The sequence below is a fragment of the Sphingomonas sp. Leaf407 genome, from assembly GCF_001425385.1.
In the GTDB taxonomy this organism is placed as follows: domain Bacteria; phylum Pseudomonadota; class Alphaproteobacteria; order Sphingomonadales; family Sphingomonadaceae; genus Sphingomonas.
In genome coordinates this window covers 675,040-695,750 of record NZ_LMQO01000001.1, presented here as the reverse complement: position 1 = coordinate 695,750, position 20,711 = coordinate 675,040, and the positions used below count along the sequence as shown (strand labels likewise).

Here is a 20,711-nt window from a genome sequence, read left to right as displayed (position 1 = left end):
GTGAACGATCGGCGCTCCGGGATGGTCCGGCCGCCCGGTTCGGCCTCGATCGAAATCTGGCCCGACGCCATACCGGCGTAATGATCCGGCGCTATGCGCCGCCGCGCGATGCAGGGCGACGGACGATCGGGAATGGACGGGCGGGGACGATGGTGCCGCTGATCGCGCTGCTGGTGGGGATCGCCGCGCCCGACGATCCGGTCATCGTCGTCGACCTGCCGCGCGGGCCGGCGGGACCGGGGTTACGGGCGATCGCGCGCAGCGCCGACCAGCCGCTGGTCGCGCGGCCGCAGGATCTGGCGGGGCGCACCGGCCCGCCGTTGAAAGGGCGGATGGCGTTGTCGCGGGCGCTGGCGCGGTGGTGCGGCGCGGCGCGGCTCGATTGCCGGCGCGAGGCGCATGGTATCGTCGTCCGCGCCGCCGCCGTGCCACCGCCACAGCGGTTGCGATTGGCGGCAGCTCCATCCGGTCCCGGCGATGTTCCGGTCGTGGCCGACATCGTCGTCACCGGGCGGCGGGGCGTCACCGCACGGCCGGCACAGGATCGCAGCTATTCCGCGACGCATATCGATGCCGACTCGTTTGCCCGGCGGCAACCCGACAGTCTGGCCGAGGTGCTGGCGACGGTGCCCGGGCTGTGGGTCGATCCATCGGCCGGCACCGCCGCCAATACCGTCCGGGTGCGTGGCCTGCCACTCGACGGGTATCAGGCGCTGGCGGTGCAGGAGGATGGATTGCCGGTGCAGCACGACACGCTGCCGTGGAGCGACATCGACCAGTTCGTCCGCCCCGACCTGATGATCGACAGCGCCGATTATGTGCGCGGGGGGCCGTCGGCCATCTTCGCGAGCAACGCGCCGGGGGGCATCCTGAACCTTCGTACCCGTGCGCCAACGGCCGGTGGCGGCGGCGCGGCGCGGGTGACGGCCAATGATCGCGGGCTGCTGCGGCTGGAGGGCTATCGCAACGCCGGGATCGGCCGTTGGTCGGTGATCGCGGGCGGCGGCGTGTCGCGCGATCCGGGGGTCCGGCGGATCGCGACGACGCTGGGCGGATGGCAGGCGCGGCTTCGCGCCGACCGCCCGATCGGCAGCGACGGCCGGCTGACGCTGGCGGTACGGCTGCTCGACGACGACACGCTGAACGTCTCCTCGCTCCCGCTGCGCCGCATCGGGACGAAGGTGACGCCGTTGCCGGGGTTCGATCCACGGCAGGATTCGTGGTTCGGCCCCGACCTGGCGCGGGTCGATTTCGCGGCGCTGGGGGTGCGTCCGGTTGCGCGCAACAATCGCAATCGGCTGGTCGCGGCGACGGCGACGATGGTGCTGCCGGTCGGCGACTGGCGCGTCACGTGGCGCGGGCGACAGCGAATGTCGCGGACCAACCGCTATGCGCTGTCGACCTCGGGCGTGCCGCAAAGCGCGCGGGCCGTGCTCGATGCCGCCGTGCCACGGCTTGCGGCCACCTTTCCGGCGCTGGCTGGCGTCGCGCTGCGCCGGACGGTCGACGGCAGTCCGTTCGCGGCGCTGCCCGGCAATGATCTGGTGGAGACGATCAACCCCGTCGCCGCCGATGTTCGCCTGCGCGAAACGATCGGCGAGATGACCGCCACCCGCACCGTCGATCTCGCCGGGCGGCATGACCTGACGTTCGGCGGCTACGGCGTCGCCTATCGCTGGCGGTTTGCGCGGGCGGTGGCGCGGGCATTGGTCGAGGCGCGGGGCCAGGGGCGGCTGCTCGATCTGGTGGCGATCGACGGCGACGGGCGGACGATCGGCAGTCTGACCGACCATGGCCTGCTCAGCCGCGGCAGCACCTATGAGGCGATCGACGCGTGGCAGCGGACGGCCGCGCTGTTCGCCGCCGACGAATGGAACCTGACGCCGCACCTGCGCCTCGACACCGGGCTGCGTCACGAATGGCTGACGATGAACGCCACGATCGCGCAGCCCGTCCGGATCGATGGGGGCGATCCCGCGACGATCGCCGACGATGCGCTGGTCGTACCATCTGGGCAGACCCGGCCGGCCCGTGCGCGGGTCGCCGGGGGGAGCGCGACGGCGGCGCTGCACTGGCGCGCGACCCCTACGATCGGCCTGTTCGCGCGGGCGACGCGGGCGACACGGATGCCCGACCCCGGCCTGTTCCGCAGCGCCGATGCCGACCCCCGCCGCACGACGCAGGTCGACCAGCAGGAACTGGGCCTGTTGTGGCGGACCGCGGGGGTGTCGGTGGATGCGACGCTGTTCGCCAGCCGCTTCGCCCGGATCGCGATCGACACGCTGGTCGTCCATCCGCACAGCGGTGCGATCGTCCCCGACCGGACCGGGGCACGGGCGCGGACGATCGGCGTGGAGATTGATGCGCACTGGCGGGTGGCACCGTCGATCGGGATAGACCTGGCCGCGACGCTGCAGGACCCGCGACTGATCGACTATCGCGTCGACGAACAGATCGACGGCACGGTCGTCCGTACCGATCTGAGCGGGCGGACCCCGCGTCGGGTGCCCTATGCGATGGCCCGCATCGGACTGGTCGGCGACGTGCCGGGCCTGCCGATCACCCTCGACCTCGATGCGACGGCGATGGGGCGGCGCTATGCCGACGATGCCAACACCTTGCCGCTGCCGCCGTTCGCACTGATCGACATCGGCGCGCGCTGGCGGTTGCGGGACGAACTGACGCTGCGACTGCGCGCGACCAACTTGTTCGATGCGATCGCGGTGATGCAAGGCGATGCGATCGGCGGTGAGGTCCGCGCCCCCGCCGGTGAAATTTTCGTCGGCCGTGCCCAGCAGGGCCGCATCGTTGAGGCGGCGATCAACTGGCGGTTCTGAGCCGCCGGCGATAGCGGGCGAGTTCGCGCGCGGCGCGGCGCAGGTCGGCGCGAAATGCCGCCTCGCCATGGTCGCGGGCGACGATCGCGGCGGCGGCGAGGTATCCGCCTTCGACCGCGCTCCACGAATGCGATCCGCAGATCCAGCGGCTCGCGCCATAGCTGCGCCCGCGGGCGAGGATCGGCTGCGCGCGGTCGGGCAACAGCTCCGCCATTACCAGCGCGAAGGCCCAGCCGTGCGCGGTATGGCCGGACGGATAGTCGCCGTTCGCCGCCAGCGCCGCCGTCCGTGGTTCGCAGATCGGCGCGGCGCTTGCCACGAACGGCCGACGCGACTGCCAATGTGCCTTGGCCTGGCCGATCGCCGCCGACCGGTCGCTGCCGAACCGGTCGAGCAGCCGCCGCGTCGCGGGCAGTCGCGCCAGATCGAGCCGAAAGCCGATCGCGTCGGCGAAACGCTCGGGCAGGTCCGACGACACGTCGACCGCCGCCAGCCGCCAGCGCGCATCGTCGGGCGCGCCGCGTTCGGTCGCGAAGATCCGCGCATCGGCATCGGCCCGCGCGCTGCCGGCCAGGGGCGGCCCGGGCAGGATCGCGGTCAGGTCCAAGCGTTGCGCCGGCGTGAGATAGCCGGGCTGAACCGCCGCGATGGCGAGTAGATAAACGAACATCGATCCAACCTGCTGCTGTCTGTATGAACGGTAGAGTATCGTTCCTATCAGTCGGGGACAGTCCTGTTACATTACGGGCTTCGTATCGATGACTTATATCCGGTAACAAAACTGCAATAACTGTCACAAAAATTTTACAAATTTCTTTGTCCCCACCCGAACCAGTCGATGTTCTTCCCAGTCAATCGTTCGATGCCGGACGATACCGGGGTTTGATTGGGGGATTTTCATGCAGAACAATAGCTGGCGGTGGATGGCATCCACCGCGCTGATCCTGTGCGCGCAACCGGCGCTGGCGCAGGTCGCGCCGGGCGATACGACCGACATGGGTGCCGCCGACGAGATCGTCGTCAGCGGCTATCGCACCGGGCTGGCGCAGGCGCGCGATATGAAGCGTCGCGCGACCGGCATTCAGGATTCGATCGCCGCGACCGACATCGCCGCCTTCCCCGATCTGAACCTCGCCGAAGCGCTGCAACGCCTGCCCGGCGTCGCGATCAACCGCGAGGCGGGCGAAGGACGCCGGATCAGCCTGCGCGGCCTCGGCCCCGATTTCGCGCGGGTGCAACTGAACGGCATGGAAGTGCTGGGCAACGTCGATTCGCCGCAGGACAGCCGGGGACAGACGACCCGCGACCGCGCGTTCGATTTCAACCTGTTCGCCGCCGAACTGTTCAGCCGGGTCGACGTCCGCAAATCCTATGCCGCCGACCAGACCGAGGGCGGGCTCGCCGGAACCGTCGGGCTGTTCAGCGCGCGACCGTTCGACAACAAGGGCTTTCGAGCGGCCGTCGGCGGACAGATCGGCACCAACAGCCTGACCCGCGACGTGCAGCCCCGCTTCACCGCGCTGGTGTCGCAGAACTGGGGCGATGTCGGCATCCTGCTGTCGGGGGCGTACAGCCGCCGCCAGACGCGCGAGGAAGGGTTCGACACCTATCGCTGGCGGCTGAACAATGCCGCCGGCAGCAACATCGCCAAATTGTCGGCCGAGGATCAGGCGGCGGTGCGATCGGGCACGCTGCGGTTCGCGCGGGGCAATCGCCTGTCGGTATGGGACAGCACGCAGGAGCGGATCGGCCTGACCGGATCGATCCAGTGGAAGCCGATGCCGAACGCTACGGTGACGCTCGACGGTCTGTACGGCCGGTTCAGCGGCGACCGGTTCGAAACCCATCTGGCCTCGCGCGGTGGTGGCGGTTCGACGTGGCTGGGCGGCGGCGGCACCTTTGCCGGCGTCACCTATCCCAACGCCACCATCAACGCGCTCCAGTATAACGACCAGCGCGAGGTCGTGTACCTCGACGTCAGCGGCGCGAACACCGCGACCGAGACGCGGCGGCAGGACACGAAGAACGTGTTCAGGCAACTGGTGCTGAGCGGCGACGCCGAAGTGGCACCGGGCGTCCGGCTGACCGCGCTGGGCGGTGTCGAGCGGTCGCGCTTCTCGATCCCCCTCAGCGACAAATTCTACCTCGAAACCTATGGCGACGTGGTGTCCGACTATCGCGGCGGCACCTATTCGCTGGTCAACACCTATAAGTACGACACCGCCGATGCCACGCGCTGGCACGCGCGCAACATCAACATCGGCGCCAGCTATCAGGATTCGGCGTTCGACAATGCCAAGGGTTCGCTTGGCTGGGACGTGATGCCCGGCGGCACGATCAGCGTCGGCGGCGAATGGCGCCGGTTCGGCAACAGCGGCTATGGTCAGGGCGTCGACAACGTGCTGCTGCCGCAATTCCGGTCGGGCGCGGTCAGTTCGAACATCGCCGCCTATGCCCGCACCTATCGCGACTATCCCGGACAGGACTGGACCGTCGTCGATTATGCCAAGGCATTGCAGACGCTGGGCGTCAACCGCGCCGATTATCTCGGCACGCGCCAGAACGTCTTCACTGTCGAGGAACGCACCGGCGCGGGCTTCGTGCAATATGACTGGGACCAGATGCTCGGCGCGCTGCCGTTCCGCGGCAATGCTGGGTTCCGCTATTACCGTACCGACGTGATCTCGTCGGGTGTCGCCAATGTCGGACAAGTGACGGTGCGCGGCGACTATGACGGCGTGTTGCCGGCGATGAACCTCGTCGTTGAACCGGCACGCGGGCTGATCGTCCGGGCCGCCGCCGCACGCAACATCAACCGGCCGGGCCTCGGATCGCTGGCGGTGAACGGCAGCGTGGCGCGCGACAATGGCGAAGTGACGGTATCGATCGGCAATCCGAACCTGCGGCCCTATCGCTCGACCGACCTCGACCTGTCGATCGAACGCTATTTCGGTAAGGTCGGCTATGTCGCCGCCGCGCTGTTCCACAAGAAGCTCGACGGCTTCATCACCAACCGGACGATCAACAACGTCGCCTTTGCCACCACCGGCCTGCCGACCAGCCTGCTGCCCGGATTGACCGACACGACCAACGTCGCCTCGTTCAGCCGGCCGGTGAACATCGGCAAGACCGACATCACCGGTCTGGAGCTGTCGGGGCAGAGCGACTTCACGTTCCTGCCCGCGCCGTTCGATCATCTGGGCACGGTGCTGAACCTGACGCTGATCGATTCCAAGTTCGACTATGCGACGATCATCCCCGGCAGCACGCGGACGACGCTGGAGGGATTGAGCCGGGTCAACGCCAATGCGACGCTCTATTATCAGGACGATCGCTTCAACGCGCGCGTCTCGGGCAATTATCGCAGCCCCTATGTCTTCAGCGCGTCGCCGGTGTTCAGCACGTTGGGCAAGGATCAGGACATCACCGGCTATGAGAGCACCTTCTATGTCGATTTCTCGGCGCGCTATACCATCGTGCCGGGAATGCAGTTGACGCTCGACGGCATCAACCTGACCGATCAGCGCGAACGGCAATATTCGGACTCGACGAAGCGTCTGTACGTGTCGACCCATTCCGGGGCGACCGTCCTCGGCGGGGTGCGCGTCACCTTCTGAATACCCGGGCGGGGCCGCTGCGGCGGTCCCGCCCGATTGTCGTTGCCCGCGTGCCGCCACGCGATAAAGGACCGGCGTGCCGCCACCTGTGCCCCCACGATGTCCCCGATCCCGGTGCCGCCCGCTCTACGGGCAGGGGACGCGCGCGTGAGCGGCACGGCGGCGGCGCTGACGGCGGGCTATGCCCGGCTGCTCGCCTATGCCCGCAAACGGCTGCGCGATCCCGATCAGGCGGAGGAGGTAGTGCAGGAAACGATGCTGCGCGTCATCGAACAGGACCGGCGACAGACGATCGAGCAACCGCTCGCCTATGCGTTCCGCGTGGCGGATTCGGTCGTCTATGCCGGTGCCCGGCGCGACGGGCGGGCGGGCGAGCCCGTCGATCCCGACCTGGTCTGCGCCGCGCCGCTGCCCGATGCCACGCTGGATTACCGGCAACGGCTGGCCCGGTTCGAAACCGTCCTCGCCACCCTGCCCGCGCAGCGCCGCACGGTGTTCGTCAAACGCCATATCGAGGGCAAGTCGCGCGGCGAGATCGCCGAGGAGCTGGGCATAGGAATCGAAGCGGTGAAGAAGCACCTCGTCCGCGCGATGATCGATCTTGCCGCTGTCGCCGACGCACTGGACCTCGGGCAATGATCGCTGACGGGGTGCTGGCGATCGCCGCCGACTGGGCCGATCGCGGTGAAACGCTGGACGCCCCCGGCCGTGCCGAACTGCGCGCGTGGCTGGCGGAGTCGCTCGATCATGCCGTCGCGTTCGACCGGTTCCGTCGCCTGCTGGGCGATCCGGCCCTGTTCGATGCGGTGGCGAGCGAACCCGCCCTGCCGCCGACAGCGGCACCCCGCCGGGCGCGCTGGCGGGGACGTGCGGTCGGCACCCGGTTGCGGCGGAGGCTCGCCATCGCCGCGGCGGCGGCGCTGGTGATCGTCGCGGTACCACTCGGCTGGCGGGCGGTCGCCCCCGGCTTCGTTGACCGGCGGGACTATGCCAGCGCCATCGCTCAGCGGCGCGCGGTGATGCTCCCCGATGGATCGGCGATGACGCTCGATGCCGCATCCCGCATCACCATCGCCTTCGGCAGCGGCGGGCGCGACCTGTCGCTCGCCACGGGGGCGGCGCGCTTCGACGTCCGCCACGACGGCACGCGACCGTTTCGCGTGAACACCGGCGATGCGACGATGACCGCGCTCGGCACCAATTTCAGCGCCGAACGACTGCCGGGGGGCAGCGAGCTGCGGGTCTTTCGCGGCCGCGTCCGGCTCGACGTGCCCGGCAGCGAACCGGTGGTGGTCGAGGCGGGACGCTATGCCAGCGTTCGCGACGGCGGCATCCTGCTCCATCGGTTGGGCGATGCCGACCGGATGAGCTGGCGCGGCGCATGGATCGATGGCGACGCCATCCCGCTCGCCACCGCCGTCGCGCGGCTGCAACGCTATAGCGCCACGCCGATACGGCTCGCCGACCCGATGCTCGGACGGCTCAGCGTCAGCGGCCGCTTCCCGCTCGATACGCCCGACCGCTCGATCGCGCTGATCGCGTCGCTGTTCGATCTGTCGATCGACCGGCGAAGCGGAGGGCTGTGCCTGACGTCCGCCCGCTACCCACGGTGCGATGTACGATAGGCGAGGTCATCGCCCGCCCGCACCGACGACCGCCATGGCGTGATCCACGAACCGCGCCTTCTCCCCGACCGGCGCGACATAGTGCAGTGCCTCGCGGGCCATGGCGGTCGATCCGCCGCGCGCAATCATCCATGCGGCGAGATAGGGCGCGGCAAGGCAGCCGCCCGCGGTCGCGACGTTGCCATGTGCGGCGAACGGCGCGTCGAGCACGGTGACGCCTGCCTCCACCACCCATGGCCTGGTGGTGAGGTCGGTGCAGGCCGGCAAGGTGCCGAGCAGGCCGAGCTTCGCGAGCAGCAGCGTCCCCGAACATTGCGCCGCGATCAACTGCCGCGTCGGATCTAGCCTGAGCCGCGCAAGCAGGCCCGCATCGGCGGCGATCTCACGGGTGCGGATACCGCTGCCGATCAGCACCGCATCGGCTTCCTCCACGAATGCGATCGGGCGCTGGCGGTGAACGGTGACGCCGTTCATCGACGTCACGCTTTCGTCCGGCGACGTGATGTGCGCCGCCCAGCCATGTAGGCGAAGCCGGTTGAGGATCGCGGCGGCCACGAACGAATCCAGTTCGTTGAAGCCGTCGAAGGTGAGGATCGCGACCTGCATCAGCGCTGCATCCGCCCGGTGAACAGCGTCCGCGTGGCACCCGCGACCCACACCTGTCCGCTGGCGTCCTGCGATACATGGATGCGTCCGGTCCGCCCCAGCCGCGTGCCCTGCGCGGCGACATAGCTGCCGCTCGCCCGGCCGCTGGCGAACAGCCACTGGCCGACCGAGGCGTTGAGGCTGCCGGTCACGGGGTCCTCGATCAGCCCGCCATGCGCGTCGGTGAAGAAGGCGCGCAGCTCGAACGCGCTTTCCGCGCCGGACGCATGCGGACCGACGATACCGATGTCGATATGCTCGGGATGGTGGCGTACCGGTTCGATCGCCAGCACCGCGTCGGCCGATTCGAGCAGGACGGCGATCCAGCCCGGACCATTGTCCGCCCATGCCGCATCGACGATCGCCGCGCGGTCGATCCGCAGCAGCGTCACCACCTCGGCAATCTCCGCTTCGGTCGGGGTGCCGCCGCGCAACAGCGGCGGGGCGGCGAAGGCGAGGCTATCGCCCCCCTGCCGGATCGTTACCAGCCCGACGCCACATTCCTGCACGATCATCCCGTCCTGCTTCGGCTGCCCGCCCGTCGCCAGCCACGCATGCGCGCTGCCAAGTGTGGGATGCCCCGCGAAGGGCAGTTCGTGCGCCATGGTGAAAATGCGGACGCGATAGTCCGCCGCCGGGTCGGTCGGCGGCAACAGGAAGGTCGTCTCCGAAAAGTTCAGCCAGCCGGCAATCGCCTGCATCTCTTCGCCCGACAGCCCCTCGGCATCGGCGATGACCGCCAGCGGGTTGCCGGTCAGCGGATCGGTGCCGAACACGTCGACGAGGTGGAACGGGCGGGTCATGGTCGTGGATCTCCTGCGGATGCGGGCTCTTCCTATCGCGCGCCGACTGGCGTCGACAGACACGCATCGGTACAATCGCGTCGAACTGTATTGGCGACACCGGCAGCACAATGGCGACTATTTCCCCCGACGAAACCCGCACCGGACGAGTGGTCCGCATGATCCGCAACCGGATCGAAGCGCGCACGCTGACGCCGGGCGCACGGCTCCCGTCGATCCGGGCGATGGCGGAGGCGAGCGGCGTCGCGCGATCGACGGTGGTCGACGCCTATGACCGGCTGGCGGCCGAGGGCACGATCCGGTCGCGGCCGGGATCGGGCTTCTATGTCGCAGCACCACTGGCCCCGCTCGCGCTCGGCCGGATCGCCCCCGTGTCGGAACGCGAGGTCGATCCGCTGTGGATGCTGCGCCAGTCGCTGGGCGAGCAGCGGCACGGCCCGATGCCCGGCTGTGGCTGGCTGCCCGACGACTGGCTGGCGGGCGACGCGCTGCGCAAGGCGATGCGCGGTGCCGCCCGTGGTGGTGGCGACGGCGCGCTGTCGGGCTATGCCTCGCCGCTCGGCTCGCTCCCGCTGCGCGCACTGCTGGCCCGGCGCATGGCCGATCAGGGGATCGAGGCCGGACCCGACCGGATACTGCTGACCGACAGCGGCACCCACGCGCTCGATCTCGTCTGCCGCTTCCTGCTCCAGCCCGGCGATACGGTGATCGTCGACGATCCGTGCTATTTCAACTTCCTCGCGCTGCTGCGCGCGCACCGCGCCACGGTGATCGGCGTGCCGATGACCCCGACCGGGCCGGACGTCACCGCTTTCGCCGCCGCCGTCGCGACGCACCGGCCGCGCTTCTACCTGACTAACTCGGGCGTACATAACCCGACCGGGGCGACGCTCGGCGCGCCGAGCGCGCACCGGCTGCTCAGGATCGCCGAGACGCACGACATGGTCATCGTCGAGGACGACATCTTCGCCGATTTCGAACATGCCCCGGCACCGCGCCTCGCGGCGTTCGATGGGCTCGACCGGACGATCCGTATCGGCAGTTTTTCAAAATCGCTGTCGGCGGCGGTGCGCTGCGGCCATATCGCGGCGCGACCCGACTGGATCGAGGGGCTGGCCGATCTGCGCATCGCCACCTCGGTGGCCGGCAGCCCGCTCACCGCCGACCTGCTGCATGCGGTGCTGACCGATGGCAGCTATCGCCGCCATGTCGAGGCGGTTCGTACCCGCCTCGCCCGGGCGACCGCGCGGGTGGTCACGCGGTTGCGCGCGGTCGGCGTCGAACCGTGGATCGAACCGGCCGCCGGCATCTTCCTGTGGGCACGGTTGCCCGACGGGGTCGACGCCGTCGATCTCGCGCGGCGTGCGGTGGCGCACGGGATCGTGCTGGCTCCGGGGCCGGTGTTCAGCACCAGCGGCGGATGGCGCGATCATATGCGGTTCAACGTGGCGCGCAGCGACGACGATCGTCTGTCGGACATTCTGCGTCAGGCCGGGAGCGATCAGACTCCCGGCCTGTAGATCATTCAGAACGCCGCCGTGACGCCCAGCGAGAAAATCCGCCCCTGATCGTAGCGGTTGATATACACCATGTTCCCGCCGTCGAACGTCTGCCCTTCGTTGAAGCGCGTTCCCGTCAGGTTGCGCGCTTCGGCCTTCACCTCCAGCTTGGCGCCGGCGATCTCGAAACCTTGCCGCCCGACGATGTCGAGGCGGATGCCCGGACGCTCGATGATGTCGGGCTGGAAGCCGACGCCCGACAGGTTGGCCGGGCCACGGTTGGTCACGCGGTCGCTGGCATAGTTGAACAGCAGGGTGAGCTGCGAAAGCGTCGCCGTGTCCTCAAGGCCCAACTGGACGTTGACCAGATGGTCCGACTGGCCGGTCAGCGGTGCGCCGTCGCGGAACTGCAACTCGGCGGGACCGAAGCCCGCCGCGGTGCAGGGGGCGAGACGCTGGCCCAGCACGTTCGGCACACAGGTGGCATCGGCGGTGATCGAAGACTTGGTGTAGGTATAGTTCACCAGCACGAGCGCGCGGCGCGTGGCGAAGAAGCCCCCGTCGATGAAATCGAGCGGGAAGTATTTCTGCACCTCGAACTCACCGCCATACAGCGTCGCCTTGGGCAGATTGGTGAAGCCGGTCTGCAACCGGTCGTCCGACCCGGTGTAGAAGCCGACCTGCTCGATCGGATTGTCGATCCGCTTGTAGAAGCCGGCCAGCGTTAGCCGCTGATCGCGACCGAAGAACCATTCGTACCGCGCTTCGCCGTTATAGAGCTGGGTGTCGGTCAGGAACGGGTTGCCGAAGAACAGGCGATCCGAATCGGGATCGCGGAACTGCTGCGCGGCGAGTTCGCGGAACTGGGGACGGGAAATCGTCTTGGAACCGCTCAGGCGAAGCTGCATGTTGTTGGTGAAGTTGTAGGTCAGCGTGAGCGCCGGCAGCCAGTAATCATTGTCGAGCACGGTCGGCGCGACATCGACCGGCGTCACCGTTTCCTTCGCCGTTTCGTACCGCACGCCGACGACGCCGCGCAGGCCGTCGGCCAGTTCGGCCTCGCCCTGCACATAGCCGGCGTGGATCAGCAGCCCCGCGTCATAGGCATAGGCACCCAGCGGCGTGTTGAACTGCAATTCGATCGTGCAGCGCCCCGCCCCCTGCAACGGACACGCATTGTAGAGCGAGTCGGGACCCAGCAGATAATCGGGCCGCAGCAGGTTGTTGGGGAAGCCCGGCGCGGTGCCCGCTCCCTGGCTCGTCTGGTAATTGAACTGGAGACGGCGCGAGTTACGGCTGGTGTCCGAGTAGAAATAGCCGGTCGACAGCGTGATCGGCCGGTCGGTCGGCAGCTTGTACGACAGGTCGGCCTGGCCGGTGTACAGGTCTTCGTTCAGCTCGCTGAACACGACGCTGGCGAACGGCGAGAAGCGCTGCGTCACCTGATACGCGCCGTTGCAGTTGAACCGCGACGATACCGGGGCGCCCTGCGTGGTGATCGACAGGCCGTTGGTCGTGCGGTTCGAACACAGATAGTCGAACTGGCGCTCGTACGGCGCATTGCGCTTCGAATTGGCGAAGGCACCCCGCGCGTCGAACTTCAGCGCGTCGGTCAGCTTGAACTCGCCGACCAACTGGGTTTCGATGAGCTGGCGTTCGAACCAGTTGGTGTTCTGCTGGACGCGCAGCCCGCTCGGGTTGTTATATTGTTCGGCGGCCGACAGGCGGCCTTGCTTCAGCGTGTCGTGAATGTAGACGTTGGTCCAGCGGACCGTGCTGTCGGCGAACTGATAGCCGACGCCGAGCAGCGCGTTGGCGACGACCCGGTTGTCGGTCAGCACCGTGCGGAAGTCGTTGCGGATGTTGCCGTTCTCGCTGACGGTGTCCTGCTGGATCGCGTCGCGGGTGCGGAACGTGTTCGACAGGCCAACCGACCCGATCAGGCCGAGGCGGTCGCTGCCGATGTCATAGACCGAGCCGCCCGAGATTTCGCCCGAGAAGTTGGCCGGCAACTGGTTGTTCTGTTGCAACAACGTGGTGCGGGCATTCGACAGGCGGGCGACCTGATCGACCGGGATCAGGCCGGTGCCCTTGTCCGCGTTCCGGATGAAGTCCGGCACGCCGCGCGTGCCGTCGTCGAACCCGGTCCAGTCGGCCTTGCCGCCGGCATAGGTATAGCCCAGTTCGCTGGTCGTGACCGTGTCGGCGCTGATCGATCCGCCGATCGACACGAAATTCTTGGTCGGGATCGCCTTCGACGTCAGGTTGATGACGCCGCCGCCGAATTCGCCGGGGAAATTGACCGAATAGGTCTTCTGGACCATCGCCGATCCGACGATCGAGGTCGGAAAGATGTCGAGCGGGACCGAGCGGCGCAGCGGTTCGGGGCTGGGCAACGGCGATCCGTTGAGCAGCGACGACGAGTAGCGATCGCCGAGACCACGAACATAGACGAAGCCGCCACCGACGACCGACAGGCCGGTCACGCGGGTCAGCGCGCCGGCGATGTCGCCGTCGCCGGTGCGGGCAATGTCGGCTTCGGACAGGACCGAGACGACCTGCGGCGTGGCGCGCACGACGTTGGGGATGTTGCGGCCGACGACGACAATTTCCTCGGCCGTGCCCTGATCGAAGCCGGGCGAGGACACCTCGACTGCGGTTTCGGCACCGGTCGCGGGGTCGATCGTGGACCCCGGCTGGTTCGGATCGGGCTGTGTTCCGGTCTGCACCGGCGGTGCGGTCGCCGGTGCCGGGGCGGGTGCGCTGGGAGCGGCGGTCTGCGCGAGCACGGCCGGCGCGACCAACTGCGACGTCAGGAGAAGAAGAGTAGCATAGGCGCGACGGTGCTGCATGACCGGGGCTCCAACAAGGAATTCTCGAAAGACGAATGCCGGGGCGGGCGTAATGGCCCGCCCCGGCATCGGCGTGTCATCGCTGGATAGCGACGCTCAGGCGGATCAGCGGCCCGAGCAGGCGAAATAGACCGAGCTGAACACCGGCGGGCCGGCATCCTGCTTGGTCGTGTCGGCGGCGCGGATCGTCGAACGGTCCGTCGCGCTGGTTTCACCCGCGATCAGGTTGAGGCAGGGCACGCCCGACGGCGACTTCACGATGCCGTTGACATAGCGCATGTCCGACCCGCCCCGCTGACGGATGGCGGCCGGGGCCGACGCCGTCTGGATGAAGGTGAAGTTCGCATAGGTGCTGTAGGTACGCGGCAGCAGGTCTTCGTTGTTGTTCGAATCGATCTCGGTCGAGAACGAGTCGCTGGTCGCGCCCGATGCGCGCTGCACCGCGATCATGAACTGCATGAAGCCGCGATAGCCGTTGTCGATGTCGAAGCCGTCATCGTCGGCACCGGTGATCGCGATATACTTTGCATTGGTGGTGCCGCCGAAGATCTCGACGCCGTCATCGGCCGAATTGTGGCTCTGGATATGGTCGAGCACGGTGCCCGAGCCGGTGCCGCCCAGCGTCAGGCCCTGCAACTCGTTGCCGTCGCTGATCGCGATGCCCGAGTAGCGGATCTGGACGTAGGACATCTGGCCCGAACTGTCGGTCGCGGTCGGGCCGCCGTAGAAGCGGCCGGTCACACCCTCGATCGCCTGCTGGCAGGTCGTCGACGACCCGTCGGCGTTGTTCGGACCGGTGCCGGCGGCGCAGACGCCGGTCGCGGCGCGGCCGAGCAGGATGATGCCGCCCCACAACCCTTGCGAACCGTCACCGAAGTTGTTGTTGCCGCCGATGTTGAACTGGCCCGAGAAGATAATCGGCAGCGCGCGGGTGCCGATCGCGTTCAGGCGCGAACCGCGGTTGACGAGCAGCAGGTCGTTGGTCGCCTCGCTCGCGTCGTTCAGCACGACGACACCCGGTTCGATCGTCAGCGTCGCGCCGGTGCCGCCGGTCGAGCCGAGATCGGTGCCGACTTCGGTCTGGCCGCGCAGGCGATAGAAGACGCCGGGGACGCGCGTCAGGGTCAGGTTGCTGGTGATGGTCTGCGGAATGCGGCACGCCTTGCGCGCCTGCACCAGACCGTCGTCGATCGTACCGGTCGGGCAGACTGCGGCCGATGCCTCGGCCGAGGTGCCGATGTAGTTGGCGAGCGCGGTCGTCGACGAGCACGACGTGGCGCTGCCGCCGAAGTCGATGCCCGGCGCGTTGCAGGTCCAGCCCTGGAATGCGGTGTCCGACGGGCCGTTGAGCGCGCCGACATAGTTGGTGCTGGTGAAGAAGCTGTTGATCGTCGACGGGTCGGTCGCGGTCGTCGCCGAGGCATTGGCGACCGGATACAGGCCGTTCAGCACCGAACCGACGCCGCTGACGTTGTTGTTGGTGCCGGCGTTGACGATGGCGAGCTGTTCGTCGGAGGTGATGCTGATGCCATTGACGGTCGTCGACGTCGCGAACTGCGCGGCGGTGATCGCCGATGGCGTCGCGGCGGGGGTCGGCGTCGGCGTGGGGGCCGGTGCCGGAACGGTGATGTTCACGCTGCCCGCGCCCGGCGAGGCGACACCGTCGGCACCGCTGCAGCCGGCCAGCGCGGCGCTGGCCGTCGTCGCCAAAAGAATAAAGCCGAAGCGCTTGCTGTTGGCCATCACCGTGAACTCCCGAAACGTGGTTGATCGTTGCTGCGGGCTCTTTGACCCGGCGATCGTCCAAGGTTTCCCCCTTTGGCCGACCCACGACCCGCCCGTTAGGCGCGGCGCATGACTCTTGCGTGCTGTTTCGATGACGGTTCGACGTAGAAATGATGGCGTAATTATTACAACCACCCGTGTCCGACCGGAAAGCGCACCGGAATCAGAAACGGCCGCCCCGCCCGCCGCCTTCGCTGGAAGGTCGTGCGGGCCGGACGGCCGTTGATCTGGTGGGCGCGACAGGGATTGAACCTGTGACCCCACCCGTGTGAAGGGTGTGCTCTACCGCTGAGCTACGCGCCCGGAAACCCGGAGGACGGCCCTCTAGGCCGACTGATAACCGCTGTCCAGCGCTTAATTCACCGAATCCTTGAGGCCCTTGCCGGCCTTGAACTTCGGCTGCGACGATGCCTTGATCGTCATCGGTTCGCCGGTGCGCGGGTTGCGACCGGTCGATGCCTTGCGCCGCGACACCGAAAAGGTGCCGAACCCGACGAGGCGGACTTCATCGCCCTTTTTGAGCGCGGCGGAGATGACGTCGAACACGGCTTCGACCGCCTTCATCGCGTCGCCACGGGTCAGTCCCGAATGGTCGGCGACCTGTCCGATCAGCTCCTGCTTGTTCATCCCGACGAAACCCCTTGATTTAAAAATACCGGTACACTCGAACGCGGCAATAAGGCCGCTTCACCGCCGGGTGTCAAAGCAAAATGGCGGGAGTTTCGCAACCACCGGGAATGCAACGCAGTCACGGGCCACCGAATGCGACGAACGGTGGCGGGGAACGCCGCCCCTGCCACCGTCCGGCCGGTCAATGCGGCCGCGATTCGCCGATCCCGGGCACCGGCTGCGGCGGTTGCGCGGCCAGATCGTCAGCTTCGCTCCAATCGATCGCGACCAGCGGTTCGGTAAGCGCCAGCCGCAATACCTCATCGACATGCGCGACCGGCACGATCTCCAGTCCGCGCAGGACGTTCGCCGGAATCTCGGCCAGATCCTTCTCGTTCTCGGCCGGGATCAGCACCGTCTTGATCCCGCCGCGCAGCGCCGCGAGCAGCTTTTCCTTCAAGCCGCCGATCGGCAGCACCCGTCCGCGCAGCGTCACCTCCCCGGTCATCGCGACCTCGCGCCGCACCGGCACGCCGGTCAGGGTCGAGACGATCGAGGTGACAAGACCGATACCCGCCGAGGGGCCGTCCTTCGGCACCGCGCCTTCGGGCAGGTGGATATGCACGTCCTTGCGGTGGAACAGGCTGGGCTTGATGCCATAGCCGGGCGAGCGCGCCTTGACGTAGCTCCACGCCGCCTCGACCGATTCCTTCATCACGTCGCCGAGCTTGCCGGTCGTCTTGACCCCGCCCTTGCCCGGCACGGTCACGCTCTCGATCGTCAGCAGCTCGCCACCGACCTCGGTCCATGCCAGCCCGGTGACGCCGCCGATCTGATGCTCCTCCTCACCCACGCCGAAGCGATACTTCCGCACCCCGGCGAACTCGGCGAGGTTGTCGGGCGTCACCGTGACCGACGTCGCCTTGCCTTCGAGGATACGCCGCAGCGCCTTGCGCGCCAGCTTGGCGATCTCGCGCTCCAGCGTGCGGACACCGGCTTCGCGCGTGTAATAACGCAACAGGTCGCGCAACGCCCCCTCGGTCAGCTCGAACTCGCCGGGCTTCAGACCATGGGCATCGACCTGCTTGGCGACCAGATGGCGCTCGGCGATCTCGACCTTCTCGTCCTCGGTATAGCCCTCCAGCCGGATGATCTCCATCCGGTCGAGCAGCGGCTGCGGAAGGTTCAGCGTGTTCGCGGTGCACACGAACATCACGTCCGACAGATCGATGTCGATCTCCAGATAATGATCGTTGAACTTCGCATTCTGTTCGGGATCGAGCACCTCGAGCAGCGCCGATGCCGGATCGCCACGGAAATCCTGACCCAGCTTGTCGATCTCATCGAGCAGGAACAGCGGGTTGGACGCGCCGGCCTTCTTCAAATTGGTGACGATCTTGCCCGGCAGCGACCCGATATAGGTCCGGCGATGGCCGCGAATCTCGGCCTCGTCGCGCACGCCGCCCAGCGACTGGCGGATGAACTCGCGGCCGGTGGCCTTGGCGATCGACTTGCCCAGACTGGTCTTGCCGACGCCGGGCGGGCCGACGAGGCACAGGATCGGACCCTTGAGCTTGTTGGTCCGCGCCTGCACCGCCAGATATTCGACGATCCGGTCCTTGACCTTCTCCAGCGCATAATGGTCCTCGTCGAGCACGCTCTGCGCGACGGCGATGTCCTTCTTGAGCTTCGACTTCTTGCCCCACGGCAATCCGAGCAGCACGTCGAGATAGTTGCGCACGACGGTCGCCTCGGCGCTCATCGGCGCCATCGTCTTGAGCTTCTTGAGCTCCGACGTCGCCTTGGTCCGTGCTTCCTTGCTGAGTTTCAGCGTCGCGATCTTCTGCGTCAGCTCGGCGATCTCGTCGCCGTCGCCATCCTCGCCCTCGTTGCCGAGTTCGCGCTGGATCGCCTTCAACTGCTCGTTCAGATAATATTCGCGCTGGGTCTTCTCCATCTGCCGCTTCACGCGGCTGCGGATCTTCTTCTCGACCTGGAGCACGCCCAGCTCGCCCTCCATGAACGCGAACACCATTTCCAGCCGCTTGTGCGGATCGGCCTCGACCAGCAGCGCCTGCTTGTCCGCCACCTTGACCGCGATATTGCCCGCGACCGCATCGGCCAGCCGTGACGGGTCCTCCAGCTCGGCGAGTTGCGTCGCGGTTTCGGCCGGAAGCTTCTTGTTGAGCTTGGCGTAATTCTCGAACTGATCGACAACCGAGCGCATCAGTGCCTTCAGCTCGGCACTCGGATTGGCGACGGCCGCTTCGACACGCTCGTCCACACCCTCGGCCGCGTCCTCCAGCGTCGTGTCATCGTCCGCCGCCAGATCGATCGTCGCGACCAGATGATTGTCGACCGTCTCCAGCGAGGTCAGCGTTGCGCGGCGCTTTCCCGACACCAGCACCCGGACGGTGCCGTCGGGCAGCTTAAGCATCTGCATGACCTCGGCCGACACGCCGACATCGTACAGGTCCTCGCGCGCCGGATCGTCCTCGCCCGGATCGAGCTGGGCGACGAGGAAAATCTCCTTCGATCCCGCCATCGCCGCTTCGAGCGCAGCGACCGACTTGTCGCGACCGACGAACAACGGCACGATCATGTGCGGAAAGACGACGATGTCGCGCAGCGGCAACACCGGCAGCGTCAGCGATGGGGCAGGAACAGGATCGATCTTCGACATGCAGACTCCACGACCCGGCCACCCTGCCGGATCCACGACACTATATGGTGGCTTGGGCGACGCCATCAATCACCGAGACGTATCATGACGCCATCGCTCGCCGCATTGCTGCTGGCGGCACAGGCGCCGGCGTCCCTCCCCGCCCCTGTTCCACCGATGACGGCGCGGTCGGGCGGTGCGATCGCTCCCGAACGCGCGGCGCTCCGGCTGGAACAGGCCGACATCGCGATCGAGGCGCTGCCGGCCAAGCGACGGCTGTCCGGGCGGGCGACGCTGACGATCGTCGCCACGGCGGCGGTGCCACGGATCACGCTCGATCTCGACGGGGTGCTGACCGTCTCCGATGTTGCGCTGGGCAGCGTCCCGCTCCCGCGCGAGGCATGGCGGCAGGTGGATGGGCAGATACGGATCGATCGCCCGATCGCCGCTGGCGGAACCGTGGTGGTGCGCGTGACCTATGCCGGGCCGCCGCGCGTCGCCCGGCGCGCGCCATGGGACGACGGCTTCGTCTGGTCCGAATCGAACGGCAAGCCGTGGTTCGCCAGCACCGCGCAGGGCATGGGGTGCGACCTGTGGTGGCCCTGCCTCGACTTTCCTCAGGGTGAACCGGGCGGGGTCACGCTGCACCTGACCGTTCCAGCGGGACTGTCCGCACCGGCCAACGGCGTGTTGACCGGTATCGATCGGCTGCGCGACGGGCGATCGACCTGGCATTGGAAATCGGGGCCGGTGAACCCCTATGCGCTCGCCATCTCGGTCGGGCCGTATCGCGAACTGACCGGCCGGTATCGCAGCCGCTACGGCAACGTCATTCCGCTGTCCTTCTGGTATCTGGAGGGGAACGACGCCAAGGCCGCGCGGCTGTTCGCCGAGTTTCCGCCGATGCTCGACTTCCTCGAAACCGCGATCGGTCCCTACCCTTTCGGGGCGGAGAAAATGGGCGTGGTGGAGACGCCGTATCTCGGCATGGAGCACCAGACGATCAACGCCTATGGCAATGGCTACAAGCCCGCGCCCGAGGGGTTCGACTGGCTGCTCCAGCATGAATTCAGCCACGAATGGTTCGGCAACCAGATGACGGCGGCCGACTGGGACGACTTCTGGCTGCACGAAGCCTTCGCCCAATATATGCAGCCACTCTATGCCCGGTGGCGCGAAGGCGATGCCCGCTACACCGCGATGCTGCTCACGCAGCAGCAGCGGATCGTGGCCAGGGCACCGCTGATCGCCGGCAAGCCGCAGTCGACCGGCGAGACGGCGGCGGGTCCGGGGGCGGATGTGTATTTCAAGGGTGCGTGGATGCTCCACACCCTGCGCCACCTGATCGGCGACCGGGCGTTCCTCGCGGCAACCCGGCGGCTGGTCTATGGCCGCCCCGACCCCCGGCCCGGCAACTTCCGCCCCCGGTTCGGCACGACGCAGGACTTCATCGCTGCCGTCGCGCAGGAAAGCGGCCGCGATCTCGGATGGTTCTTCGACGTCTATCTGCGCGAGGCGGCGCTGCCCGACCTGGTCGAGCGGCGCGGCGGCAATACTTTGACGCTCCGCTGGGCGGTGCCGGGCAACCGTCCTTTCCCGCTGCCGGTCGAGATTGCCGTCGATGGCGTGGTGCAGCAGGTGCCGATGACCGGGGGCGTGGCGGTCCTGCCGGTGCCGGCGGGCGCGCATGTCGTCCTCGACCCCATGGCGCGGGTGTTGCGCCGGTCGGCGGCGCTCGAACGGATGCAGGCACCATCACCTGCCACCGCGCGTTGAT

13 protein-coding genes and 1 tRNA gene are annotated in these 20,711 nt (G+C 67.8%); 6 read left to right on the top strand and 8 right to left on the bottom strand.

What is annotated here, in order from left to right; translation table 11 throughout:
• Nucleotides 1–80: 80 nt before the first annotated feature.
• Complete coding sequence (locus tag ASG37_RS03245) at nt 81–2,837, top strand: TonB-dependent receptor (protein WP_055756004.1); 2,757 nt, start codon at nt 81–83, stop codon at nt 2,835–2,837.
• On the opposite strand, the gene ASG37_RS03240 is transcribed toward ASG37_RS03245, so the two are convergent.
• Entirely contained in the window at nt 2,821–3,507 is a 687-nt protein-coding gene (locus tag ASG37_RS03240) for an acid phosphatase (protein ID WP_055756002.1), read from the bottom strand. The genes ASG37_RS03245 and ASG37_RS03240 overlap by 17 nt on opposite strands.
• Before the next feature lie 253 nt (nt 3,508–3,760).
• Between ASG37_RS03240 and ASG37_RS03235 the strand changes: the two genes are divergently transcribed.
• The 3 genes from ASG37_RS03235 to ASG37_RS03225 all read left to right on the top strand — a co-directional run bounded on the left by ASG37_RS03235 (nt 3,761) and on the right by ASG37_RS03225 (nt 8,079).
• Nucleotides 3,761–6,454: a TonB-dependent receptor gene (locus ASG37_RS03235; protein ID WP_235525109.1), complete on the top strand. Its 2,694-nt coding sequence runs from the start codon at nt 3,761–3,763 to the stop codon at nt 6,452–6,454.
• Nucleotides 6,455–6,601: 147 nt separating this feature from the next.
• A complete protein-coding gene (locus tag ASG37_RS03230) occupies nt 6,602–7,093 on the top strand; it encodes a sigma-70 family RNA polymerase sigma factor (protein WP_055755998.1) in 492 nt (163 codons plus the stop codon).
• Nucleotides 7,090–8,079, top strand: coding sequence for a FecR family protein (locus tag ASG37_RS03225; protein WP_055755996.1), 990 nt, complete (start codon nt 7,090–7,092; stop codon nt 8,077–8,079). The genes ASG37_RS03230 and ASG37_RS03225 overlap by 4 nt, the downstream gene beginning before the upstream one ends.
• Before the next feature lie 6 nt (nt 8,080–8,085).
• On the opposite strand, the gene ASG37_RS03220 is transcribed toward ASG37_RS03225, so the two are convergent.
• Together ASG37_RS03220 and ASG37_RS03215 are read right to left on the bottom strand one after the other, a co-directional pair.
• Nucleotides 8,086–8,685, bottom strand: coding sequence for a DJ-1/PfpI family protein (locus tag ASG37_RS03220; RefSeq protein WP_055755994.1), 600 nt, complete (start codon nt 8,683–8,685; stop codon nt 8,086–8,088).
• Nucleotides 8,685–9,527, bottom strand: a complete 843-nt coding sequence (locus ASG37_RS03215) for a PhzF family phenazine biosynthesis protein (RefSeq protein ID WP_055755991.1) — start codon at nt 9,525–9,527, stop codon at nt 8,685–8,687. The genes ASG37_RS03220 and ASG37_RS03215 overlap by 1 nt, the downstream gene beginning before the upstream one ends.
• Before the next feature lie 110 nt (nt 9,528–9,637).
• On the opposite strand from ASG37_RS03215, the gene ASG37_RS03210 reads away from it, so the two are divergent.
• A complete protein-coding gene (locus tag ASG37_RS03210; RefSeq protein ID WP_055755989.1) occupies nt 9,638–11,047 on the top strand; it encodes a PLP-dependent aminotransferase family protein in 1,410 nt (469 codons plus the stop codon).
• A 5-nt stretch (nt 11,048–11,052) separates the two neighbouring features.
• On the opposite strand, the gene ASG37_RS03205 is transcribed toward ASG37_RS03210, so the two are convergent.
• The 5 genes from ASG37_RS03205 to lon form a co-directional block, all read right to left on the bottom strand.
• Nucleotides 11,053–13,878: a TonB-dependent receptor domain-containing protein gene (locus tag ASG37_RS03205; protein WP_055755987.1), complete on the bottom strand. Its 2,826-nt coding sequence runs from the start codon at nt 13,876–13,878 to the stop codon at nt 11,053–11,055.
• A gap of 105 nt (nt 13,879–13,983) precedes the next feature.
• Nucleotides 13,984–15,621 (bottom strand): hypothetical protein, encoded by a 1,638-nt coding sequence (locus ASG37_RS03200; protein ID WP_055755985.1) that lies wholly within the window; start codon nt 15,619–15,621, stop codon nt 13,984–13,986.
• Nucleotides 15,622–15,891: 270 nt separating this feature from the next.
• Nucleotides 15,892–15,966 (bottom strand) — tRNA-Val (locus tag ASG37_RS03195).
• 51 nt (nt 15,967–16,017) lie between these two features.
• A complete protein-coding gene (locus tag ASG37_RS03190; RefSeq protein WP_055755983.1) occupies nt 16,018–16,290 on the bottom strand; it encodes an HU family DNA-binding protein in 273 nt (90 codons plus the stop codon).
• Nucleotides 16,291–16,474: 184 nt separating this feature from the next.
• Nucleotides 16,475–18,955 carry an endopeptidase La gene (gene lon / locus ASG37_RS03185; RefSeq protein WP_055755980.1) on the bottom strand — a complete coding sequence of 827 codons (2,481 nt, stop codon included), beginning with the start codon at nt 18,953–18,955 and terminating at the stop codon, nt 16,475–16,477.
• A gap of 84 nt (nt 18,956–19,039) precedes the next feature.
• Between lon and ASG37_RS03180 the strand changes: the two genes are divergently transcribed.
• Nucleotides 19,040–20,710 (top strand): M1 family metallopeptidase, encoded by a 1,671-nt coding sequence (locus tag ASG37_RS03180; RefSeq protein ID WP_055755979.1) that lies wholly within the window; start codon nt 19,040–19,042, stop codon nt 20,708–20,710.
• Nucleotide 20,711: the final 1 nt, after the last annotated feature.

Coding starts and splice junctions, on each gene's coding strand:
- ASG37_RS03245 (WP_055756004.1), top strand. CDS start 81: ATGATCCGGCGCTATGCGCCGCCGCGCGATGCAGGGCGACGGACGATC.
- ASG37_RS03240 (WP_055756002.1), bottom strand. CDS start 3,507: ATGTTCGTTTATCTACTCGCCATCGCGGCGGTTCAGCCCGGCTATCTC.
- ASG37_RS03235 (WP_235525109.1), top strand. CDS start 3,761: ATGGCATCCACCGCGCTGATCCTGTGCGCGCAACCGGCGCTGGCGCAG.
- ASG37_RS03225 (WP_055755996.1), top strand. CDS start 7,090: ATGATCGCTGACGGGGTGCTGGCGATCGCCGCCGACTGGGCCGATCGC.
- ASG37_RS03220 (WP_055755994.1), bottom strand. CDS start 8,685: ATGCAGGTCGCGATCCTCACCTTCGACGGCTTCAACGAACTGGATTCG.
- ASG37_RS03215 (WP_055755991.1), bottom strand. CDS start 9,527: ATGACCCGCCCGTTCCACCTCGTCGACGTGTTCGGCACCGATCCGCTG.
- ASG37_RS03210 (WP_055755989.1), top strand. CDS start 9,638: ATGGCGACTATTTCCCCCGACGAAACCCGCACCGGACGAGTGGTCCGC.
- ASG37_RS03205 (WP_055755987.1), bottom strand. CDS start 13,878: ATGCAGCACCGTCGCGCCTATGCTACTCTTCTTCTCCTGACGTCGCAG.
- ASG37_RS03200 (WP_055755985.1), bottom strand. CDS start 15,621: ATGGCCAACAGCAAGCGCTTCGGCTTTATTCTTTTGGCGACGACGGCC.
- ASG37_RS03190 (WP_055755983.1), bottom strand. CDS start 16,290: ATGAACAAGCAGGAGCTGATCGGACAGGTCGCCGACCATTCGGGACTG.
- lon (WP_055755980.1), bottom strand. CDS start 18,955: ATGTCGAAGATCGATCCTGTTCCTGCCCCATCGCTGACGCTGCCGGTG.
- ASG37_RS03180 (WP_055755979.1), top strand. CDS start 19,040: ATGACGCCATCGCTCGCCGCATTGCTGCTGGCGGCACAGGCGCCGGCG.